The sequence below is a fragment of the Endozoicomonas sp. ALB032 genome, assembly GCF_049310125.1.
Lineage (GTDB): Bacteria > Pseudomonadota > Gammaproteobacteria > Pseudomonadales > Endozoicomonadaceae > Endozoicomonas_A.
In genome coordinates this window covers 1,106,757-1,121,967 of the sequence record NZ_JBLYNW010000001.1, presented here as the reverse complement: position 1 = coordinate 1,121,967, position 15,211 = coordinate 1,106,757, and the positions used below count along the sequence as shown (strand labels likewise).

Genomic DNA, 15,211 nt, shown 5'->3' with positions numbered 1-15,211 from the left:
CGAGGAATGCCATACATAAATAGAACATCAGGATTGGTCAAAAGTGTTAAGGGTTAGATACAAAGGATGCCAACATCAAGGCAGTGAGACCATTAACCATCACGGCATTGAAATTGACTCCTTCTGCCAGTGACCTCTCCAACTGATTCAAATCTCCGTCATAACAGGCATCGTCAAATATCCTGAGCCAGTTGCCGTTCTGCCGGATCGTCGCTTGCGCTCAAAAACAGTAAAGCCCGAAGCGCATTAACTTTATTGTTCATGTCCTCTCTCTGAATCTTGCGATCATAGAATTCTTTCTGCATCCCCATCATTTCCTTGCGATACTGACGGTTCTCTTTGGCATCAATGGCCGAATTGACCAGCCCAAAACCACGGGCAAAGCCCCCGACAAAGGCATCTGTGCTTTGGTAATTCATTTTGATTCCCTTCTGTTATTTGCCTACAGTGGTAGGGCAATGGAGGTATTTTTATGAATAATTTATATAACACTGATTATCATCAATGGCTGAGTCAGCAAGTAACCCTGTTGAAAACTCAAAACTTTAATCAGTTGGATTTAGAAAACCTGATTGAGGATTTAGAGTTGAGCATTAAGCAAGACCTTCGTGTACTGGACAGTCACTTGGTAATTCTTATACTTCATCTTCTCAAAATAGACTACCAAACCAGTGTGTTGAGAGACAGTATAGCTACTGAAAGAGTACTTAAGGGTTGGGTGGTTAGCATATGCAATGCAAGACGTGATATTGATAAATTAATAGAAAAAAATCATTGTCTTACAGCAAAAATTGAAGAGGTTTTAAGTGAGGCTTATCCTGATGCCAAAGAGAGAGCCGTTAAAGAAATGAACATCTACGCCAGTAGCGAAACGCAACGACTGAATGACAGTAGTTTCCCGCCTGAGTGTCCGTGGTCATTTGAACAGATCATGACTGAAGACTGGTATCCCCTTAATGGCGTCAATCTCTACGACAGAAGACTGGCTGCCGGAGGCTGACCATGAGTAACCTATACAATACCGATTACCACCAATGACTGACCCAACAGCGTGAACTGCTGACCAAACGACAGTTTGACCAGCTTGACATTGACAATCTGTTGGAGGCTGTGTAGCACGAAATGGGTAGTATTACAGGCACCATGAAATGTCCAATCGGGGAAAAATGTATCCGGGTGAGATTCACGAATTTCAAAAATCCAGAAGATGGGAACACTTGAAAGTCGTGGTTACTGGATAACACTCCGACTTTCTTTTGTTCCTTTCCTTACCTCATTTCCCTACTTTGCCTCAGCCTCTGTAAGGACTTTCACGCAGTTGGTATTGCCCATTTCGGTTGCGATGGACACTGGGGTGGAGCCATCCAAAGTCGTGGTGGCATTGAGATCCACCCCGACGTGGATCAGGATTTCCACGCAATCGGTATTGCCTTTCCAGGCTGCAATGAAAAGCGGGGTGGCGCCATCCAAAGTCCTGGCGGCGTTGAGATCCGCCCCGGCGTTGATCAGGATTTCCAGGCAATCGGCATTGCCCTTCAAAGCTGCGAGGAAAAGCGGAGAGGTGCCATCCAAAGTTCTGGCAGCGTTGGGATTCGCCCCGGCGTTGATCAGGCGTTCGACGACGTCCGTGTGCCCCCTGATGGATGCCACCATTAAGGCAGTGAGACCCTTAACCATCACGGCATTGACATTGACTCCATCCGCCAGTGACCTCTCCAACTGATCCAAATCCCCGTCATAACAGGCATCATAAAATGTCCAATCGGGGAAAAATGTATCCGGGTGAGATTCATTGGTGTTCTGATTCACCACAGGCATCGGGTCTTGCCGACACATCGCACACCGGCGTGAGCCGATGGGCTGATCAAGAAAACACCTCGTAATACAGTCCAGATCGAAGCGTTGGCGACAACATTGGGTTGTGACGACCACGGGCGGTACACTTCGACCATGGAAGTAAGTCAGACAAATAGGACATTGATCAGCCTTTACTATTGACGAGGAGAGGGTAGTGAGCAATGTCACCCATAAGTAGAACATCTGTGCTAGCCAATAAGTATTATGGGTTAGGTTCAAAGGGAGTATGTTAGTTCATTTGTATGGCTATCAAAGTTTGCTGCGGCTAAATAATCACGAATTTCAAAAATCCAGAAGATAGGAACACCTGAAAGTCGTATTACTGGATAACACAGCACTTTTCTTTTGTTCCCTTGCCTTGCCTCTGTTCCTTATTTTGCCCCAGCCTTCATCAGGGCTATCGCACACTCGTTATTGCCCTTCAGGATTGCGATGGACAGCGGGGTGGCGCCATCACTGGTTCTGGCAGCGTTGAGATTCGCCCCGGCTTTGATCAGGAGTTTCACGCAGCTGTACTTATTTTCCTGGGCAGCGAGGAACAGCGGGGTGGAACCATCCGGCGAGGCGGCGTTGAGATCCGCCCCATTTTTGATCAGGAGTTTCGTGCAGCCTCTATTGCCCTTAAAGGCCGCGATGAGAAGCAGCGTGTTGCCATCCATAAACCGGGTGTTGAGATCTGCCTCGTCTTTGATCAAGAGTTCCACACACTTGACATAGCCTTTTGAAACAGCGATGAACAGCGGGGTGGCACCATCCGAAGTCTTGGGGATGTTGCGATCTGCCCCGGCCTTGAGCAGGGGTTTCACGCAGTCGGTATTGCAACTATCAGTAGCAAAGTACAGTGGGGTGACGCCCAAAACCGTTCGGGCGTTGATATCGGCCCTGGCCTTGAGCAGGCGTTTCACGCAGTTGGTTCTGCCAAGCTGGGCAGCTATCATCAGCGCGGTGGCGCCGTCCTCAGTCCGGGCGGTATTGACGTCCGCCCCGGCCTTGATCAGGCGGCCGACGATCACCTCATCCCCCTCACTGGTTGCCAACATCAAGGGAGTATTCTTATTCATGACGGCATTGACATTGACGCCTTCTGCCAACGCCCTATACACATCTCTCCGGTTCCCGTATTCACAGGCCCGGTAAAACATCAGATTGGGGAAAAATTTAGCCTGGTGATATTCACCGGTGTTCAAATTCATCACAGGGAACGGGTCTCCCCGGCAATACGCGCAATGGCGGCGGTCTATGGCTACTTCAAGAAATAACTGCGTAATACAGTCCACATGGTAGCGGTGGCCACATTGGGTTTGAAATACAGGATTGACGCTCACAGCCGTCACATCGCGACCATGGAAATCTTCCAAACAAATAGGACAGGCATCGTTCGTCGACGTTACGTCAGTTCCCACGGGGAAAGGGGAGTGAGTAATGGCATCCACAAGTAAAACCTCCTCGTTATTTTATTCAATGAGTTATCCACATAAGTCTTGGACACCAAAAAAGTACGATAATTCAGTTTTATGGCTAATAAATTTGCTGTGACTAAATAATCTCGCATTGCAAAACACAGAAGCAGGGAATACCTGAAAGCTGTGTTTAGCGGGTAACACAACGCCTTTGTTTTGTTCTCTTCCTTGCTTCAGTTCCCTACTTTGCTCCAGCCTTGATCAGGGCTTTCGCGCAGTCGGTGTTGCCTTTCCGGGTTGCGATGGACAGCGGGGTAGTGCCAAGCTCAGTCCGGCTGTTGAGGTTTGCCCCGGCGTTGATCAGTAGTTTCAAGCAGTCGGTATTGCCATTCTGAGCAGCGATAAACAATGCGGTGGCGTCATTCGTGTTGGCGGCGTCGAGATCCGCGTGAGCATTGATCAGGAGTTTCACGCAGTCGGTATTGCCCATCTGGGCAGCGACCATCAGTGCGGTGGCGCCAGTCACAGTTCGTGCGTTGATATTTGCGCTGCCTTCGATCAGGGCTTTCAAACAGTCAGTATTACCATTCTGGGCTGTTATGAACAGCGGGCTGACGTCACGCGGCGTGGCGGCATTGATATCCGCCCCAGCGCTGATCAGGAGTTTCGCGCAGTCGGTATTGCCCTCTTGGGCAGCAATCCACAACGCAGTGGCGCCACCCTTAGACCTGGTGTTGAGATCCGCTTTGGCTCCGATCAGGGCTTTCAAGCAGTTGGTGTTATTTTTCTGGGCAGCCTGGAGCAGCGGAGTGCCGCCATCCTCAGACCGAGCCGCGTTAAGGTCCGCCCCGGCCTTGATCAGGCGTCCGACGACGTCTATGTGTCCGCCAATGGATGCCAACATCAAGGCAGTGAAGCCTTCATTCATAGTAGCATTGACATTGACTCCCTCTGCCAGTGACCTCTCCACCTGATCCAAATCTCCATTACAACAGGCATCATAAAATGTCCTATCGGGGAAAAATGTATCCGGGTGAGATTCACTGGTGTTCTGATTCACCACAGGCATCGGGTCTTGCCGACACATCGCGCACCGGCGTGAGCCGATGGGCTGATCAGCAAAACACCTCGATATACAGTCCAGATCGAAGCGTTGGCCACAACATTGGGTTTTGACGACCACAGGCGTTTCACTTCGACCATGGAACTCAGCCAGACAAACAGGACATTGATCAGCCTTTACTGTTGTCGGGGAGAGGGCAGTGAGCAATGCCATCCATAAGTAAAACATCTGTGCTAGCCGATAAGTAGTACGGGTTAGGTGCAAAGAAAGTATGGTAGTTCATTTATATGGCTATCAAAGCTTGCTCTGGCAAAATAATTACACATTGCAAAACTCGGGAGATGGGAACACCTGAGAGCTGTGTTTACTGGACAATATAACGCCTTTCTTCTGTTTCTTTCACTGCCTCTGTTCCCTACTCTGCCCCGGCGTTGACCAAGAGTTCGACGCAGTCGGTATTGCCCTTCAGGGCTGCTGCGCAGAGCGGTGTGGCGCCATCCGAAGTCCGGCAGATGTTGAGATTTGCCCCGGCGTTGACCAAGAGCTTCACGCATTCGGTATTGCCCAACTCGGCAGCGATTAACAGTGGAGTGGCGCCATCCAAAGTCCTGGTGGCGTTGAGATTCGCCTCGGCTTCGATCAGTGCTTTCACGCATTCGGTATTGCCTATCGCAGCAGCGGCAAACAACGGGGTGACGCCATTTGGCAAGGCAGCGTTGAGATCCGCCCCGGCGTTGATCAGGAGTTGTATGCAGTCGGTGTTGTTTTCCTGGATAGCCATGAACAGTGCGGTGGCGCCATTCTTCTTACACCGGGCGTTGAGATCCGTCCCGTCCTTGATCAGGGCTTTCACGCAATCGGTATTGCCCAACTGTACTGCCATGGACAGCGGGGTGGCGCCATCCATAGTTCGGGCGGCGTTGAGATCCGCCCCGGCGTTGATCAGGAGTTTCACGCAGTCGATGTTATTTTCTTGTACAGCGATGAACAGCGGGGTGGCGCCATTCTTATTCCGGGCGTTGAGATCTGCTTCGGCTTCGATCAGGATTGCCACGCAATCGGTATTACCCTTCCGGGCTGCAATGTATAGCGGGGTGGTGCCATCCGCAGTCGCGGGGGTGTTGGGGTTCGCCCCGGCTTTGATCAGGATTTTCAGGCAGCCGGTATTGCCCGTCAGGGCCGCGATGAACAGCGGGGTGGTGCCATCTTCATTCCGAGCTACGTTGACGTCTGCCCCGGCGTTGATCAGGCGTTCAACGATGTCCATGTGCCCCTTGCTGGATGCCAACATGAAGGCAGTGAAGCCATCATTCATAGCAGCATTGACATTGACGCCTTCTGCCAGTGACCTCTCCACTTGATCCAAATCTCCATCACAACAGGCATCATAAAATGTCCGATCGGGGAAAAATGTATCGGGGTGAGATTCACTGGTGTTCTGATTCACCACAGGCACCGGGTCTTGCCGACACATCGCGCACCGGCGTGAGCCGATGGGCTGATTAAAAAAACACCTCGATATACAGTCCAGATCGAAGCGTTGGCGACAACATTGGGTTTTGACGACCACAGGCGCTTCACTTCGACCATGGAAGTCAGCCAGACAAATAGGACATTGATCAGCCTTTACTGCTGACGGGGAGAGGGTAGTGAGCAATGCCACCCATAAGTAAAACATCTGTGTTGGTCAATAAGTAGCTTGGGTTAGATACAAAAAAAGTATGGTAGTTCATTTGTATGACTATCACAGTTTGCTGTGACCAAATAATCATGAATATCAAAAAACACGAAGATGGGAACACTTGAAAGCTGTTTTTACTGGATAGCAAAATGCCTTTCTTTTGTTTCCTTCCTTTCTTTGGTCGCAGTAAGGGCTTCCACGCAGTCGGTATGGCCCAACCTGGTTGCGATGGACAGTGGGGTGGCGCCATCCGAAGTCCTGGCGGCGTTGAGATCCGCCTCGGCGTTGACCAGTGCTTTCACACATACGGTATTGCCTTTCTCAGCAGCGGCGAGCAACGGGGTGGCACCATCCGAAGTCCTGGCGGCGTTGAGATCCGCCCCAAAGTGGATCAGGATTTCCACGCAATCGTTGCAGCCCCTCCAGGCTGCGATGAACAGCGGGGTGGCGCCATCCGAAGTCCTGGCGGCGTTGAGATCCGCCCCGGCGTTGATCAGGATTTTCACGCAATCGGTATGGCCTTTCCAAGCTGCGAAGAAAAGCGGGGTGGCGCCATTCGAGGTCATGGCGGCGTTGAGATTTGCCCCGGCATTGATCAGAAGTTTCACGCAGTCGGGGTTATTTTCCCGGGCAGCGAAGAACAGCGCGGTAGCACCACACGAACGGGCGGCGTTGACGTTTGCTCCGGCGTTGATAAGGCGTTCAACGACGTCCGTGTGCCCTCCGGAGGATGCCAACATCAAGGGTGTGAAATCATCGGTCATAACGGCATTGACATTGACTCCTTCTGCCAGTGACTTCTCCACCTGATCCAAATCCCCGTCATAACAGGCATCATAAAAGGTCTGATCGGGGAAAAATGTATCCGGGTACGATTCACCGGTATTCCAATTAAAAACAGGGATCGGATTTTGCCGACAATACCGGCACTGGCGTGAGCCTGTGGGCTGAGTAAGAAATTGCCTCGTAATGCAGTCCAGATGGTAGGTGTGGCCACATCGGGCGTCGACGAACACAGGCGCTGCATTGCGGCGATGGAAGCAATCCAGACATTCAAGTTGATCTGCCTTCAGTGTCCATGAGAAGAGTGCAGCGATCAATGTGATCCATAAGTAGAACATATGTACTAGCCAATAAGCAGCGCGGGTTAGGTCCAAAGGAACAATGATAGTTTATTTGTATGGCTATTAAAGTTTGCTGTGACTAAATAATTACGAATTTCTAAAACTCAGAAGATGGGAACTCCTTAAAGCCGTGCTACAGGATAATGCAGTACCCTTCATTTGTTTTCTGCGGAGTCTTGGCCTTGATAAGGGCCAATGCGCAGAAGTTTCACGCAGTTGGTCCTGCCCCGCTGGGCAGCTACCATCAGCGCGGTGGCGCCGTCCTCAGTCCGGGCGGTATTGACGTCCGCCCCGGCCTTGAGCAGGTGGTCGACGATCACTTCATCCCCCTCATTGGATGCCAAGATTAAGGGAGTATCCTTATTCATGACGGCATTGACATTGACTCCTTCTGCCAGCGCCCTGGACACCTGTTCCCGGTTCCCGTTTGAACAGGCATAATAAAACCTCAGATTGGGGAAAAATTTAACCTGGTGAGATTCACCGGTGTTCAAATTCATCACAGGGAACGGGTCTCCCCGGCAATACGCGCACTGGCGGCGGTCTATGGCTACTTCAAGAAATAGCTGCGTAATACAGTCCACATGGTAGCGGTGGCCACATTGGGTTTGAAATACAGGTTTGACGCTCACAGCCGTCACATCGCGACCATGGAAATCTTCCAAACAAATAGGACAGGCATCGTTCGTCGACGTTACATCAGTTCCCATGGGTAAATGAGAGTGAGTAATGGCATCCACAAGTAAAACCTCCTCGTTGTTTTATCTAATGAGTTTTAGACACAAAAAAAGTACGATAATTCAGTTTTATGGCGAATAAATTTGCTGTGACTAAATAATCACGCATTGCAAAACTCGTAAGATGGGAACACCTGAAAGCTGTTTTTAGTGGATAGCAAAATGCCTTTCTTTTGTTTCCTTCCTTTCTCTGGCCTCGGTAAGGGCTTTGACGCAATCGCTATGGCTCAGCATGGTTGCGATGGACAACGGGGTGGCGCCATCTTTAGTCAGGGCGTTGAGATCAGCCCCGGCTTCGAGTAGTGCTTTCAGGCATTCGGTATTGCCTTTTTCAGCAGCGGCGAACAGTGAGGTGGCACCATCTGAAGTCGTGGCGGCGTTGAGATCTGCCCCGACGTGGATCAGGATTTCCACGCAATCGGTGAAGCCCTTCCAGGCTGCGATGAATAGCGGGGTGGCGCCATCCAAAGTCCTTGTGGCGTTGAGATCCGCCCCGGCGTGGATGAGGATTTCCAGGCAATCGGTATTGCCTTTCAAAGCTGCGATGAAAAGCGGGGTGGCGCCATCCGAAGTTCTGGCGGCGTTGAGATCTGCCCCGGCGTTGATCAGGAGTTTCACGCAGTCGGGGTTATTTTCCTGGACAGCGAAGGTCAGCGCGGTAGCACCACATGACCGGGCGGCGTTGGGGCTTGCCCCGGCGTTGATAAGGCGCTCGACAACGTCTGTATGCCCCCCATAGGATGCCATCATCAAGGCCGTGAGATCATCAGAGGTAACGGCATTGACATTGACTCCTTCTGCCAGTGACTTCTCCACCTGATCCAAATCCCCGTCATAACAGGCATCAAAAAAGGTCTGATCGGGGAAAAATGTATCCGGGAGAGATTCACTGGTGTCCAGGTTCACCACAGGCATCGGGTCTTGTCTGCACATCACGCACCGGCGTGAGCCGATGGGCTGATCAGCAAAACACCTCGATATACAGTCCAGATCGAAGCGTTGGCCACAACATTGGGTTGTCACGACCACAGGCTCTTCACTTCGGCCATGGAAGGGAGCCAGACAAACAGGACATATGTCGGCCTCCAGTGTCGTCGGGAAGAAGGCAGCGAGCAATGCCATACACAAGAAGAACATCTGTGCTAGCTAATAAGTAGTAAGGGTTAGGTTCAAAGGGAGTATGGTAGTTCATTTGTATGGCTATCACAGTTTGCTGTGGCTAAATATTCAAGCATTTCAAAAACTCAGAAGGTGGAATCACCCTAAAGCTGTGTTTGCTGGATAACACGATGCCTTTGATGTGTTCTCCTCCTCTCCTCAGTTTCCTACTTTGCCCCAGCCTTGATCAGGGCTTTCACGCAGTCGGTGTTGTCCTTTCGGGTTGCGATGGACAGCGGGGTGGCACCATCCGAAGTTCTGGCGGCGTTGAGATCCGCCCCGGCGTTGATCAGGGTTTCCACGCAATCGGTATTGCCTTTCAGGGCTGCGATGAACAGCGGGGTAATGCCATTCGGCAAGGCAGCGTTGAGATCCGCCCCGGCGGTGATCAGGAGTTGTAAGCAGTCGATGTTATTTTCATAGGCAGCCAAGAACAGTGGGGTGGTGCCATTCTTACCCCGGGCGTTGAGATCCGCCCCGGCGTTGATCAGGGCTTTCACGCAATCGGTATTGCCCATCAGCGCTGTGCTGGACAACGGGGTGGCGCCATCCTTGGCCCGGGCGGCGTTGAGATCCACCCCAGCGTTGATAAGGAGTTTCACGCAGTCGATGTTATTTTCTAGTGCAGCGGTGTACAGCGGGGTGGCGCCATTCTTATTCCAGGCGTTGAGATCTGCTTCGGCTTGGATCAGGATTTTCAGGCAGCCGGTATTGCCCTCATAGGCAGCTATGAATAGCGGGGTGGCGCCATCCGTAGTCCGGGGGGTGTTAGGGTTCGCGCCGGCTTCGATCAGGATTTTCAGGCAGCCAGTATTACCCAACAGGGCAGCGATGAGCAGCGGGGTGGTGCCATCCTCATTGCGAGCGATGTTGACGTCCGCCCCGGCATTGATCAGGCGCTCGACGACGTTCATTTGCCCATAACAGGATGCGAGCATCAAGGCGGTGAAACCATTAGTCATAACGGCATTGACATTGACGCCTTCTGCCAGTGATCTCTCCACCTGCTCCAGATCCCCGTTGGAGCAGGCGATATAAAATGTCTGATCGGGGAAAAATGTATCCGGGTGAGATTCACTGGTGTTCTGATTCATCAAAGGCATCGGGTTTTGCCGACACATCGCGCAACGGCGTGAGCCGATGGGCTGATCAACAAAACACCTCGAAACACAGTCCAGATCGAAGAGTTGGCCGCAACATCCGGTTTTGACGACCACTGGCTCTTCATTACGGTTATGGAAGTTAGCCAAACAGATAGCGCATTGATCGGCTTTTAGCGTCCATGAGTAGAGGACAGCGATCAATGTCATCCATAGGTAGAACATCTGTACTGGCCAAGAAGTCGTGCGGGTTGGGTACAAAGAAATTATGGTAGTTTATTTTTATGGCTACAAAAGTTTGCTGTGACTAAATAATCACCTATCTCAAAAGCTCAGAAGACAGGAACACTTGAAAGCCGTGGTTACAGGATAACGCAGTACCCTTCATTTGCTCTCTTTGCTGCCTCGGCCTTGGCAAGGGCTTCTGCGCAGTCGTTGTTGCCCTTCTCAGTTGCGATGGATAATGCAGTTGCGCCATCCCTATATCTGGCGGCTTTGAGATCTGCTCCAAAGTTGAGCAGGAGTTTCAGGCACTCGACATTGCCCTTCTCGGCTGCGATGAACAGTGGAGTGACACCCTCTGGCAAGGCAGTGTTGGGATTCGCACCGGCGTTGAGCAGGAGTTTCACGCACTGGGTATTGCCCTCTTGAGCTGCCATGTAGAGCGGGGTGGTGCCCTCTGAAGTCCCGGCGGCGTTGAGATCCACCCCGTGTTTGATCAGGAGTTTCACGCACCCGGTGTTATTTTCTTGGGCAGCGAGAAACAACATGTTATAGCCACCGTTAGTCCGGACGTTTAAATCCGCCCCGGCTTTGATCAGGATTTCCGCACAATCGGTTTTGCCTTTCCAGACTGCGATGGACAGTGGAGTGAAGCCATCCGAAGCTCTGGCAGTGTCAAAAGCCGCCCCTTTTTCAATCAGAAGTTGTAAACACTTGGTATTGCCCTTCAGTGCTGCGGTAAACACTGGGGTGGTGCCCCACAAGTCGGTGTTGGGGTCTGCCCCATCGGCAATCATGATTCGCACCTTTTCGGTATTGCCCTTGAGGACTTCGATGAGCAGTGGAGGGATGCCTTTGAGATCCGCCCCTTTGTCGATCAGGAGTTGCGCACACTCGGTATTGCCCTCCAGGACTGCAATAATAAGCGCGGTGGCACCATCCTCAGTTCTGGTAGCGCCGACCTTTGCCCCAGCTTTGAGCTGGCGTTCGACGACTGCGCTGTTCCCACTACAGGATCCCAGCATCAAGGCAGTGAGACCATATTTCATAACGGCATTGATATTGACCCCCTCTGCCAGTGACTTATCCACCTGATCGTAATCCCCTTGAAGACAGGCATCGTAAAACGTCTCGTCGGGGAAAAATTTATCCGGGTAAGATTTACCGATTTTCTTACCCACCACAGGCATCGGGTCTTGCCGACACATTGCGCACTCGCGTGAGCCGATAGGTTTTGTAAAATACTGACTCGTAAGACAGACCAGATGGAATGTGTGGCCACAATGGGTTAGACATTCGGTTTCGTCGGCGTCCACTGGCGCCATATCGTGGCCATGGAAATTTTCCAGACAAATAGCACAGACATCGTCCTTCGAACTTACGTCAGTACCCATGAGGAAAGGGGAGTGAGTATTGATATTCATAAGTAAAACCTCTGTGTTTTTTTAAGAAGCTATACAGATTTAGATACAAAAAAAGCACGATAGTTCAATTTTATGACTATAAAGTTTGCTGTGACTAAATAATCACCCATCTCAAAAGCTCAGAAGATGGCAACACCTGAGAGCTGCGGTTACCGGATAAAACAACGCCTTTTTTTGCTTCCTTCCTTGCCTCAGTTCCTTACTTTGCTCCAGCCTTGATAAGGGCTTGCGCACACTCGCTATTGCCCATCTCGGTTGCGATGGACAGCGGGGTGGAGCCATCCGAAGTTCTGGCGGCGTTGAGGTCCGCCCCGGCGTTGATCAGGATTTCCAAGCAACCGTGATTACCTCTGCGGGCTGCGACGTGAAGCGGGGTGGCGCCATCAGTCCTGGGGAGGTTGAGGTCTGCCTTGGCTTCGATCAGTGCTTTCACGCATTCGGTACTGCCTTTCCAGGCTGCGACGGAAAGTGGTGTGGCGCCATCCGACGTTCTGGCGACGTTGAGATCTGCCCCGGCGTTGATCAGGTGTTTCACGCAGTCGCTATTACCCAAGTAAGCAGCCATGAGCATTGCATTGGCGCCACTCGAAAGGACAGTGTTGACGTTCGCCCCGGCAATGATCAGGCGTTCGACGAGGTCTGTGTCTCCTATAGTGGATGCCAACATCAATGCCGTAAAATCATTAGTCATAGCGGCATTGACATTGACTCCTTCTGCCAGCGACCTCTCCACCTGATCCAGATCCCCAGATAAGCAGGCAAGATAAAACGTCTGATTGGGGAAAAATGTATCCGGGAGAGTTTCATTGGTGTTCTGATTCACCAAAGGCATCGGGTTTTGCCGACACGTCGCGCAACGGCGTGAGCCGATGGGCTGTTCAGAAAAACATTTCGAAATACAGTCCAGATCGAAGCGTTGGCCACAACATTGGGTTGTCACGACCACAGGCTCTTCACTTCGGCCATGGAAGGGAGCCAGACAAACAGGACATATGTCGGCCCCCAGTGTCGTCGGGAAGAAGGCAGCGAGCAACGCCATACATAAGAAGAACATCTGTGCTAGCCAAGTGAGTAGTAAGGGTTAGGTTCGAAGGGAGTATCGTAGTTCATTTGTATGGCTATCACCGTTTGCTGTGACCAAATAATCACCCATCTCAAAAGCTCAGAAGATGGGAACACCTTAAAGCCGTGTTTACAAGATAACGCAGTACCCTTCATTTGCTTTCTCGGCCTCAACAAGGGCTTCTGTGCAGTCGTTGTTGCCCTTCTCAATTGCGATGGACAATGCAGTCGCGCCATCCCTATATCTGGCGGCTTTGAGATCTGCTCCAAAGTTGAGCAGGATTTTCAGGCACTCGACATTGCCCTTCAGGGCTGCGATGAACAACGGAGTGGCACCAGTTGGTAAGGCAGTGTTGGGATTCGCACCAGCGTTGAGCAGGAGATTCACGCACTGGGTATTGCCCTCCTGAGCTGCCATGTACAGCGGGGGGTGCCATCTTTAGTCCTGGGAGTGTTGAGATCGGCCCCGTGTTTGATCAGGGTTTCCGCGCAATCGGTATTGCCTCCCCAGACTGCGGCTAACAGTGGGTTGAAGCCGTCCTGAGCCCTGGCGGTGTCGAGAGCCGCTCCGTTTTCGATCAGAATTTCTACGCACTCTTTATAGCCCTTCATGGCTGCGATTAACAGTGAGGGGGTGCCATCCAACAAGGCGGCGTTGGGATCTGCCTTGTAGCAATCAGGAGTCGCACCTTCTCGGTATTGCCCATCATGGCCGCCATGAAAAGCGGTGTGGCACCATCCTCAGTCCGGGCAAAGTTGACCTTCGCCCCGGCGTTGAGCTGGCGTTCGACGACTGCCCTGTTCCCACTGAAGGATCCCAGCATCAAGGCAGTGACACCATATTTCATAACGGCATTGATATTGACTCCGTCTGCCAGTGACTTATCCACCTGATCGTAGTCCCCTTGATAACAGGCATCGTAAAACGTCTCATCGGGGAAAAACTTATCCGGGAGAGATTCACTGGTTTTCTCTTTCTCCACAGGCATTGGGTTTTGCCGACACATTGCGCACTGGCGTGAGCCGATAGGTTTTCTAAAATATTGACTCGTAAGACAGCGCAGATGGAATGTGTGGCCACAATGGGTTAGACATTTGGTTTCGTCGGCGTCTACTGGCGCCACATCGTGGCCGTGGAAATGTTCCAAACAAATAGCACAAACATCGTCCTTCGAGCTGGCGTCAGTACCCATGGGGAAAGGGGGGGAGTGTTGATATTCATAAGCAAAACCGTGGTTACTGGATAACACAACGCCTTTCTTTCGCTGCCTTCCTTGCCTCAGTTCTCTACTTTGCTCCAGCCTTGATAAGGGCTTGCGCACATTCTGTATTGCCCATCTCTGTTGCGATGGACAGCGGGGTGGCGCCAGTCTTGGTCTGGGCGTTGAGATCTGCCCCGGCGTTGATCAGGAGTTGTACGCAGTCGGTGTTACTTTCTTGGGCAGTGATGAACAGTGCGGTGACCCCACGCTCAGTTCGTGCGTTGAGATCTGCCTTGGCTTCGATCAGGGCTTGCAGGCAGTCGGTTTTATTTTCCTGCGCTGCGAAGAACAGCGGGGTGGCGCCCGTCTTGGTCGGGGCGTTGAGATCCGCCCCGGCGTTGATCAGGGCTTTCACGCAATAGGTATTGCCCATCTGTGCTGCGGCGGACAACGGGGTGGCGCCATCCTCGGTCCGGGCGGCGTTGAGATCAGCCCCGGTGTTGATCAGGCGTTTCACGCAGTCGATGTTATTTTCTTGTGCAGCGGTGAACAGCGGGGTGGCGCCATTCTTAGTCCGGGCGTTGAGATCTGCTTCGGCTTCAATCAGGATTTTCAGGCAGCCGGTGTTGCCTGTTTGGGCAGCTATGAATAGCGGGGTGGCGCCATCCTCATTCCGGGCGATGTTGACGTCCGCCCCGGCGTTGATCAGGCGCTCGACGACGTTCATTTGCCCATAATAGGATGCGAACATCAAGGCGGTGAAACCATTAGTCACGACGGCATTGACATTGACGCCTTCTGCCAGTGACCTTTCCACCTGATCCAGATCCCCATTGGAGCAGGCGCTATAAAACGTCAGATCGGGGAAAAATGTATCAGGGAGAGATTCACTGGTGTTTTGATTTAACACAGGCATCGGGTTTTGCCGACACATCGCGCAACGGCGTGAGCCGATGGGCTGATCAACAAAACACCTCGAAACACAGTCCAGATCGAAGAGTTGGCCGCAACATGCGGTTTTGACGACCACAGGCACTTCATTACGGTTATGGAAGTTAGCCAGACAAATAGCACATTGATCGGCCTTTAGTGTCCATGAGGAGAGGGCAGCGATCAATGTCATCCATAGGTAGAACATCTGTACTGGCCAAGAAGTAGTGAGGGTTGGGTACAAAGAAATT

At 51.8% G+C, this 15,211-nt stretch carries 16 protein-coding genes; 1 reads left to right on the top strand and 15 read right to left on the bottom strand.

From position 1 onward, the window contains the following. Positions 1 to 173 precede the first annotated feature (173 nt). Positions 174 to 419, bottom strand: coding sequence for a hypothetical protein (locus tag ACO6VG_RS03450; protein WP_422472740.1), 246 nt, complete (start codon positions 417 to 419; stop codon positions 174 to 176). Between the two features lie 53 nt (positions 420 to 472). Here ACO6VG_RS03450 and ACO6VG_RS03445 point away from each other — a divergent pair, with 53 nt between their 5' ends. Continuing rightward, positions 473 to 1,000 (top strand): DUF29 domain-containing protein, encoded by a 528-nt coding sequence (locus tag ACO6VG_RS03445; RefSeq protein WP_422135592.1) that lies wholly within the window; start codon positions 473 to 475, stop codon positions 998 to 1,000. 281 nt (positions 1,001 to 1,281) lie between these two features. Here the strand turns inward: ACO6VG_RS03445 and ACO6VG_RS03440 are convergent, their stop codons facing one another. The 14 genes from ACO6VG_RS03440 to ACO6VG_RS03375 form a co-directional block, all read right to left on the bottom strand. Continuing rightward, positions 1,282 to 2,040, bottom strand: coding sequence for an ankyrin repeat domain-containing protein (locus ACO6VG_RS03440; RefSeq protein WP_422472738.1), 759 nt, complete (start codon positions 2,038 to 2,040; stop codon positions 1,282 to 1,284). Between the two features lie 188 nt (positions 2,041 to 2,228). Continuing rightward, positions 2,229 to 3,290 carry an ankyrin repeat domain-containing protein gene (locus tag ACO6VG_RS03435; protein WP_422472736.1) on the bottom strand — a complete coding sequence of 354 codons (1,062 nt, stop codon included), beginning with the start codon at positions 3,288 to 3,290 and terminating at the stop codon, positions 2,229 to 2,231. 208 nt (positions 3,291 to 3,498) lie between these two features. After that, positions 3,499 to 4,548 (bottom strand): ankyrin repeat domain-containing protein, encoded by a 1,050-nt coding sequence (locus ACO6VG_RS03430; RefSeq protein ID WP_422472734.1) that lies wholly within the window; start codon positions 4,546 to 4,548, stop codon positions 3,499 to 3,501. 187 nt (positions 4,549 to 4,735) lie between these two features. After that, a complete protein-coding gene (locus ACO6VG_RS03425; protein ID WP_422472732.1) occupies positions 4,736 to 5,998 on the bottom strand; it encodes an ankyrin repeat domain-containing protein in 1,263 nt (420 codons plus the stop codon). A 137-nt stretch (positions 5,999 to 6,135) separates the two neighbouring features. After that, positions 6,136 to 7,122 (bottom strand): ankyrin repeat domain-containing protein, encoded by a 987-nt coding sequence (locus ACO6VG_RS03420; RefSeq protein WP_422472730.1) that lies wholly within the window; start codon positions 7,120 to 7,122, stop codon positions 6,136 to 6,138. A gap of 158 nt (positions 7,123 to 7,280) precedes the next feature. Next, entirely contained in the window at positions 7,281 to 7,865 is a 585-nt protein-coding gene (locus ACO6VG_RS03415) for an ankyrin repeat domain-containing protein (protein WP_422472728.1), read from the bottom strand. A 144-nt stretch (positions 7,866 to 8,009) separates the two neighbouring features. After that, positions 8,010 to 8,999, bottom strand: coding sequence for an ankyrin repeat domain-containing protein (locus ACO6VG_RS03410; protein ID WP_422135585.1), 990 nt, complete (start codon positions 8,997 to 8,999; stop codon positions 8,010 to 8,012). A 188-nt stretch (positions 9,000 to 9,187) separates the two neighbouring features. Next, complete coding sequence (locus ACO6VG_RS03405) at positions 9,188 to 10,345, bottom strand: ankyrin repeat domain-containing protein (protein WP_422472726.1); 1,158 nt, start codon at positions 10,343 to 10,345, stop codon at positions 9,188 to 9,190. Between the two features lie 137 nt (positions 10,346 to 10,482). Further along, positions 10,483 to 11,766, bottom strand: coding sequence for an ankyrin repeat domain-containing protein (locus ACO6VG_RS03400; protein ID WP_422412647.1), 1,284 nt, complete (start codon positions 11,764 to 11,766; stop codon positions 10,483 to 10,485). Positions 11,767 to 11,965: 199 nt separating this feature from the next. Beyond that, complete coding sequence (locus ACO6VG_RS03395; protein ID WP_422412645.1) at positions 11,966 to 12,820, bottom strand: ankyrin repeat domain-containing protein; 855 nt, start codon at positions 12,818 to 12,820, stop codon at positions 11,966 to 11,968. A 138-nt stretch (positions 12,821 to 12,958) separates the two neighbouring features. Then, positions 12,959 to 13,246, bottom strand: a complete 288-nt coding sequence (locus ACO6VG_RS03390; RefSeq protein ID WP_422135581.1) for an ankyrin repeat domain-containing protein — start codon at positions 13,244 to 13,246, stop codon at positions 12,959 to 12,961. Next, complete coding sequence (locus ACO6VG_RS03385) at positions 13,213 to 13,473, bottom strand: ankyrin repeat domain-containing protein (RefSeq protein ID WP_422135580.1); 261 nt, start codon at positions 13,471 to 13,473, stop codon at positions 13,213 to 13,215. Before ACO6VG_RS03385 ends, ACO6VG_RS03390 begins: the two co-directional genes overlap by 34 nt. Then, positions 13,449 to 14,078: an ankyrin repeat domain-containing protein gene (locus ACO6VG_RS03380; RefSeq protein ID WP_422135579.1), complete on the bottom strand. Its 630-nt coding sequence runs from the start codon at positions 14,076 to 14,078 to the stop codon at positions 13,449 to 13,451. The genes ACO6VG_RS03385 and ACO6VG_RS03380 overlap by 25 nt, the downstream gene beginning before the upstream one ends. Positions 14,079 to 14,115: 37 nt before the next feature. After that, positions 14,116 to 15,168, bottom strand: a complete 1,053-nt coding sequence (locus ACO6VG_RS03375) for an ankyrin repeat domain-containing protein (RefSeq protein ID WP_422472724.1) — start codon at positions 15,166 to 15,168, stop codon at positions 14,116 to 14,118. Positions 15,169 to 15,211 lie beyond the last annotated feature (43 nt).

What these genes read in the sequence shown, in the direction of transcription:
- ACO6VG_RS03445 (WP_422135592.1), top strand. Translation starts at nt 473, where the DNA reads ATGAATAATTTATATAACACTGATTATCATCAATGGCTGAGTCAGCAA.
- ACO6VG_RS03425 (WP_422472732.1), bottom strand. Translation starts at nt 5,998, where the DNA reads ATGTTTTACTTATGGGTGGCATTGCTCACTACCCTCTCCCCGTCAGCA.
- ACO6VG_RS03410 (WP_422135585.1), bottom strand. Translation starts at nt 8,999, where the DNA reads ATGTTCTTCTTGTGTATGGCATTGCTCGCTGCCTTCTTCCCGACGACA.
- ACO6VG_RS03390 (WP_422135581.1), bottom strand. Translation starts at nt 13,246, where the DNA reads ATGGCAGCTCAGGAGGGCAATACCCAGTGCGTGAATCTCCTGCTCAAC.
- ACO6VG_RS03420 (WP_422472730.1), bottom strand. Translation starts at nt 7,122, where the DNA reads ATGTTCTACTTATGGATCACATTGATCGCTGCACTCTTCTCATGGACA.
- ACO6VG_RS03395 (WP_422412645.1), bottom strand. Translation starts at nt 12,820, where the DNA reads ATGTTCTTCTTATGTATGGCGTTGCTCGCTGCCTTCTTCCCGACGACA.
- ACO6VG_RS03450 (WP_422472740.1), bottom strand. Translation starts at nt 419, where the DNA reads ATGAATTACCAAAGCACAGATGCCTTTGTCGGGGGCTTTGCCCGTGGT.
- ACO6VG_RS03375 (WP_422472724.1), bottom strand. Translation starts at nt 15,168, where the DNA reads ATGTTCTACCTATGGATGACATTGATCGCTGCCCTCTCCTCATGGACA.
- ACO6VG_RS03400 (WP_422412647.1), bottom strand. Translation starts at nt 11,766, where the DNA reads ATGAATATCAATACTCACTCCCCTTTCCTCATGGGTACTGACGTAAGT.
- ACO6VG_RS03405 (WP_422472726.1), bottom strand. Translation starts at nt 10,345, where the DNA reads ATGTTCTACCTATGGATGACATTGATCGCTGTCCTCTACTCATGGACG.
- ACO6VG_RS03430 (WP_422472734.1), bottom strand. Translation starts at nt 4,548, where the DNA reads ATGTTTTACTTATGGATGGCATTGCTCACTGCCCTCTCCCCGACAACA.
- ACO6VG_RS03440 (WP_422472738.1), bottom strand. Translation starts at nt 2,040, where the DNA reads ATGTTCTACTTATGGGTGACATTGCTCACTACCCTCTCCTCGTCAATA.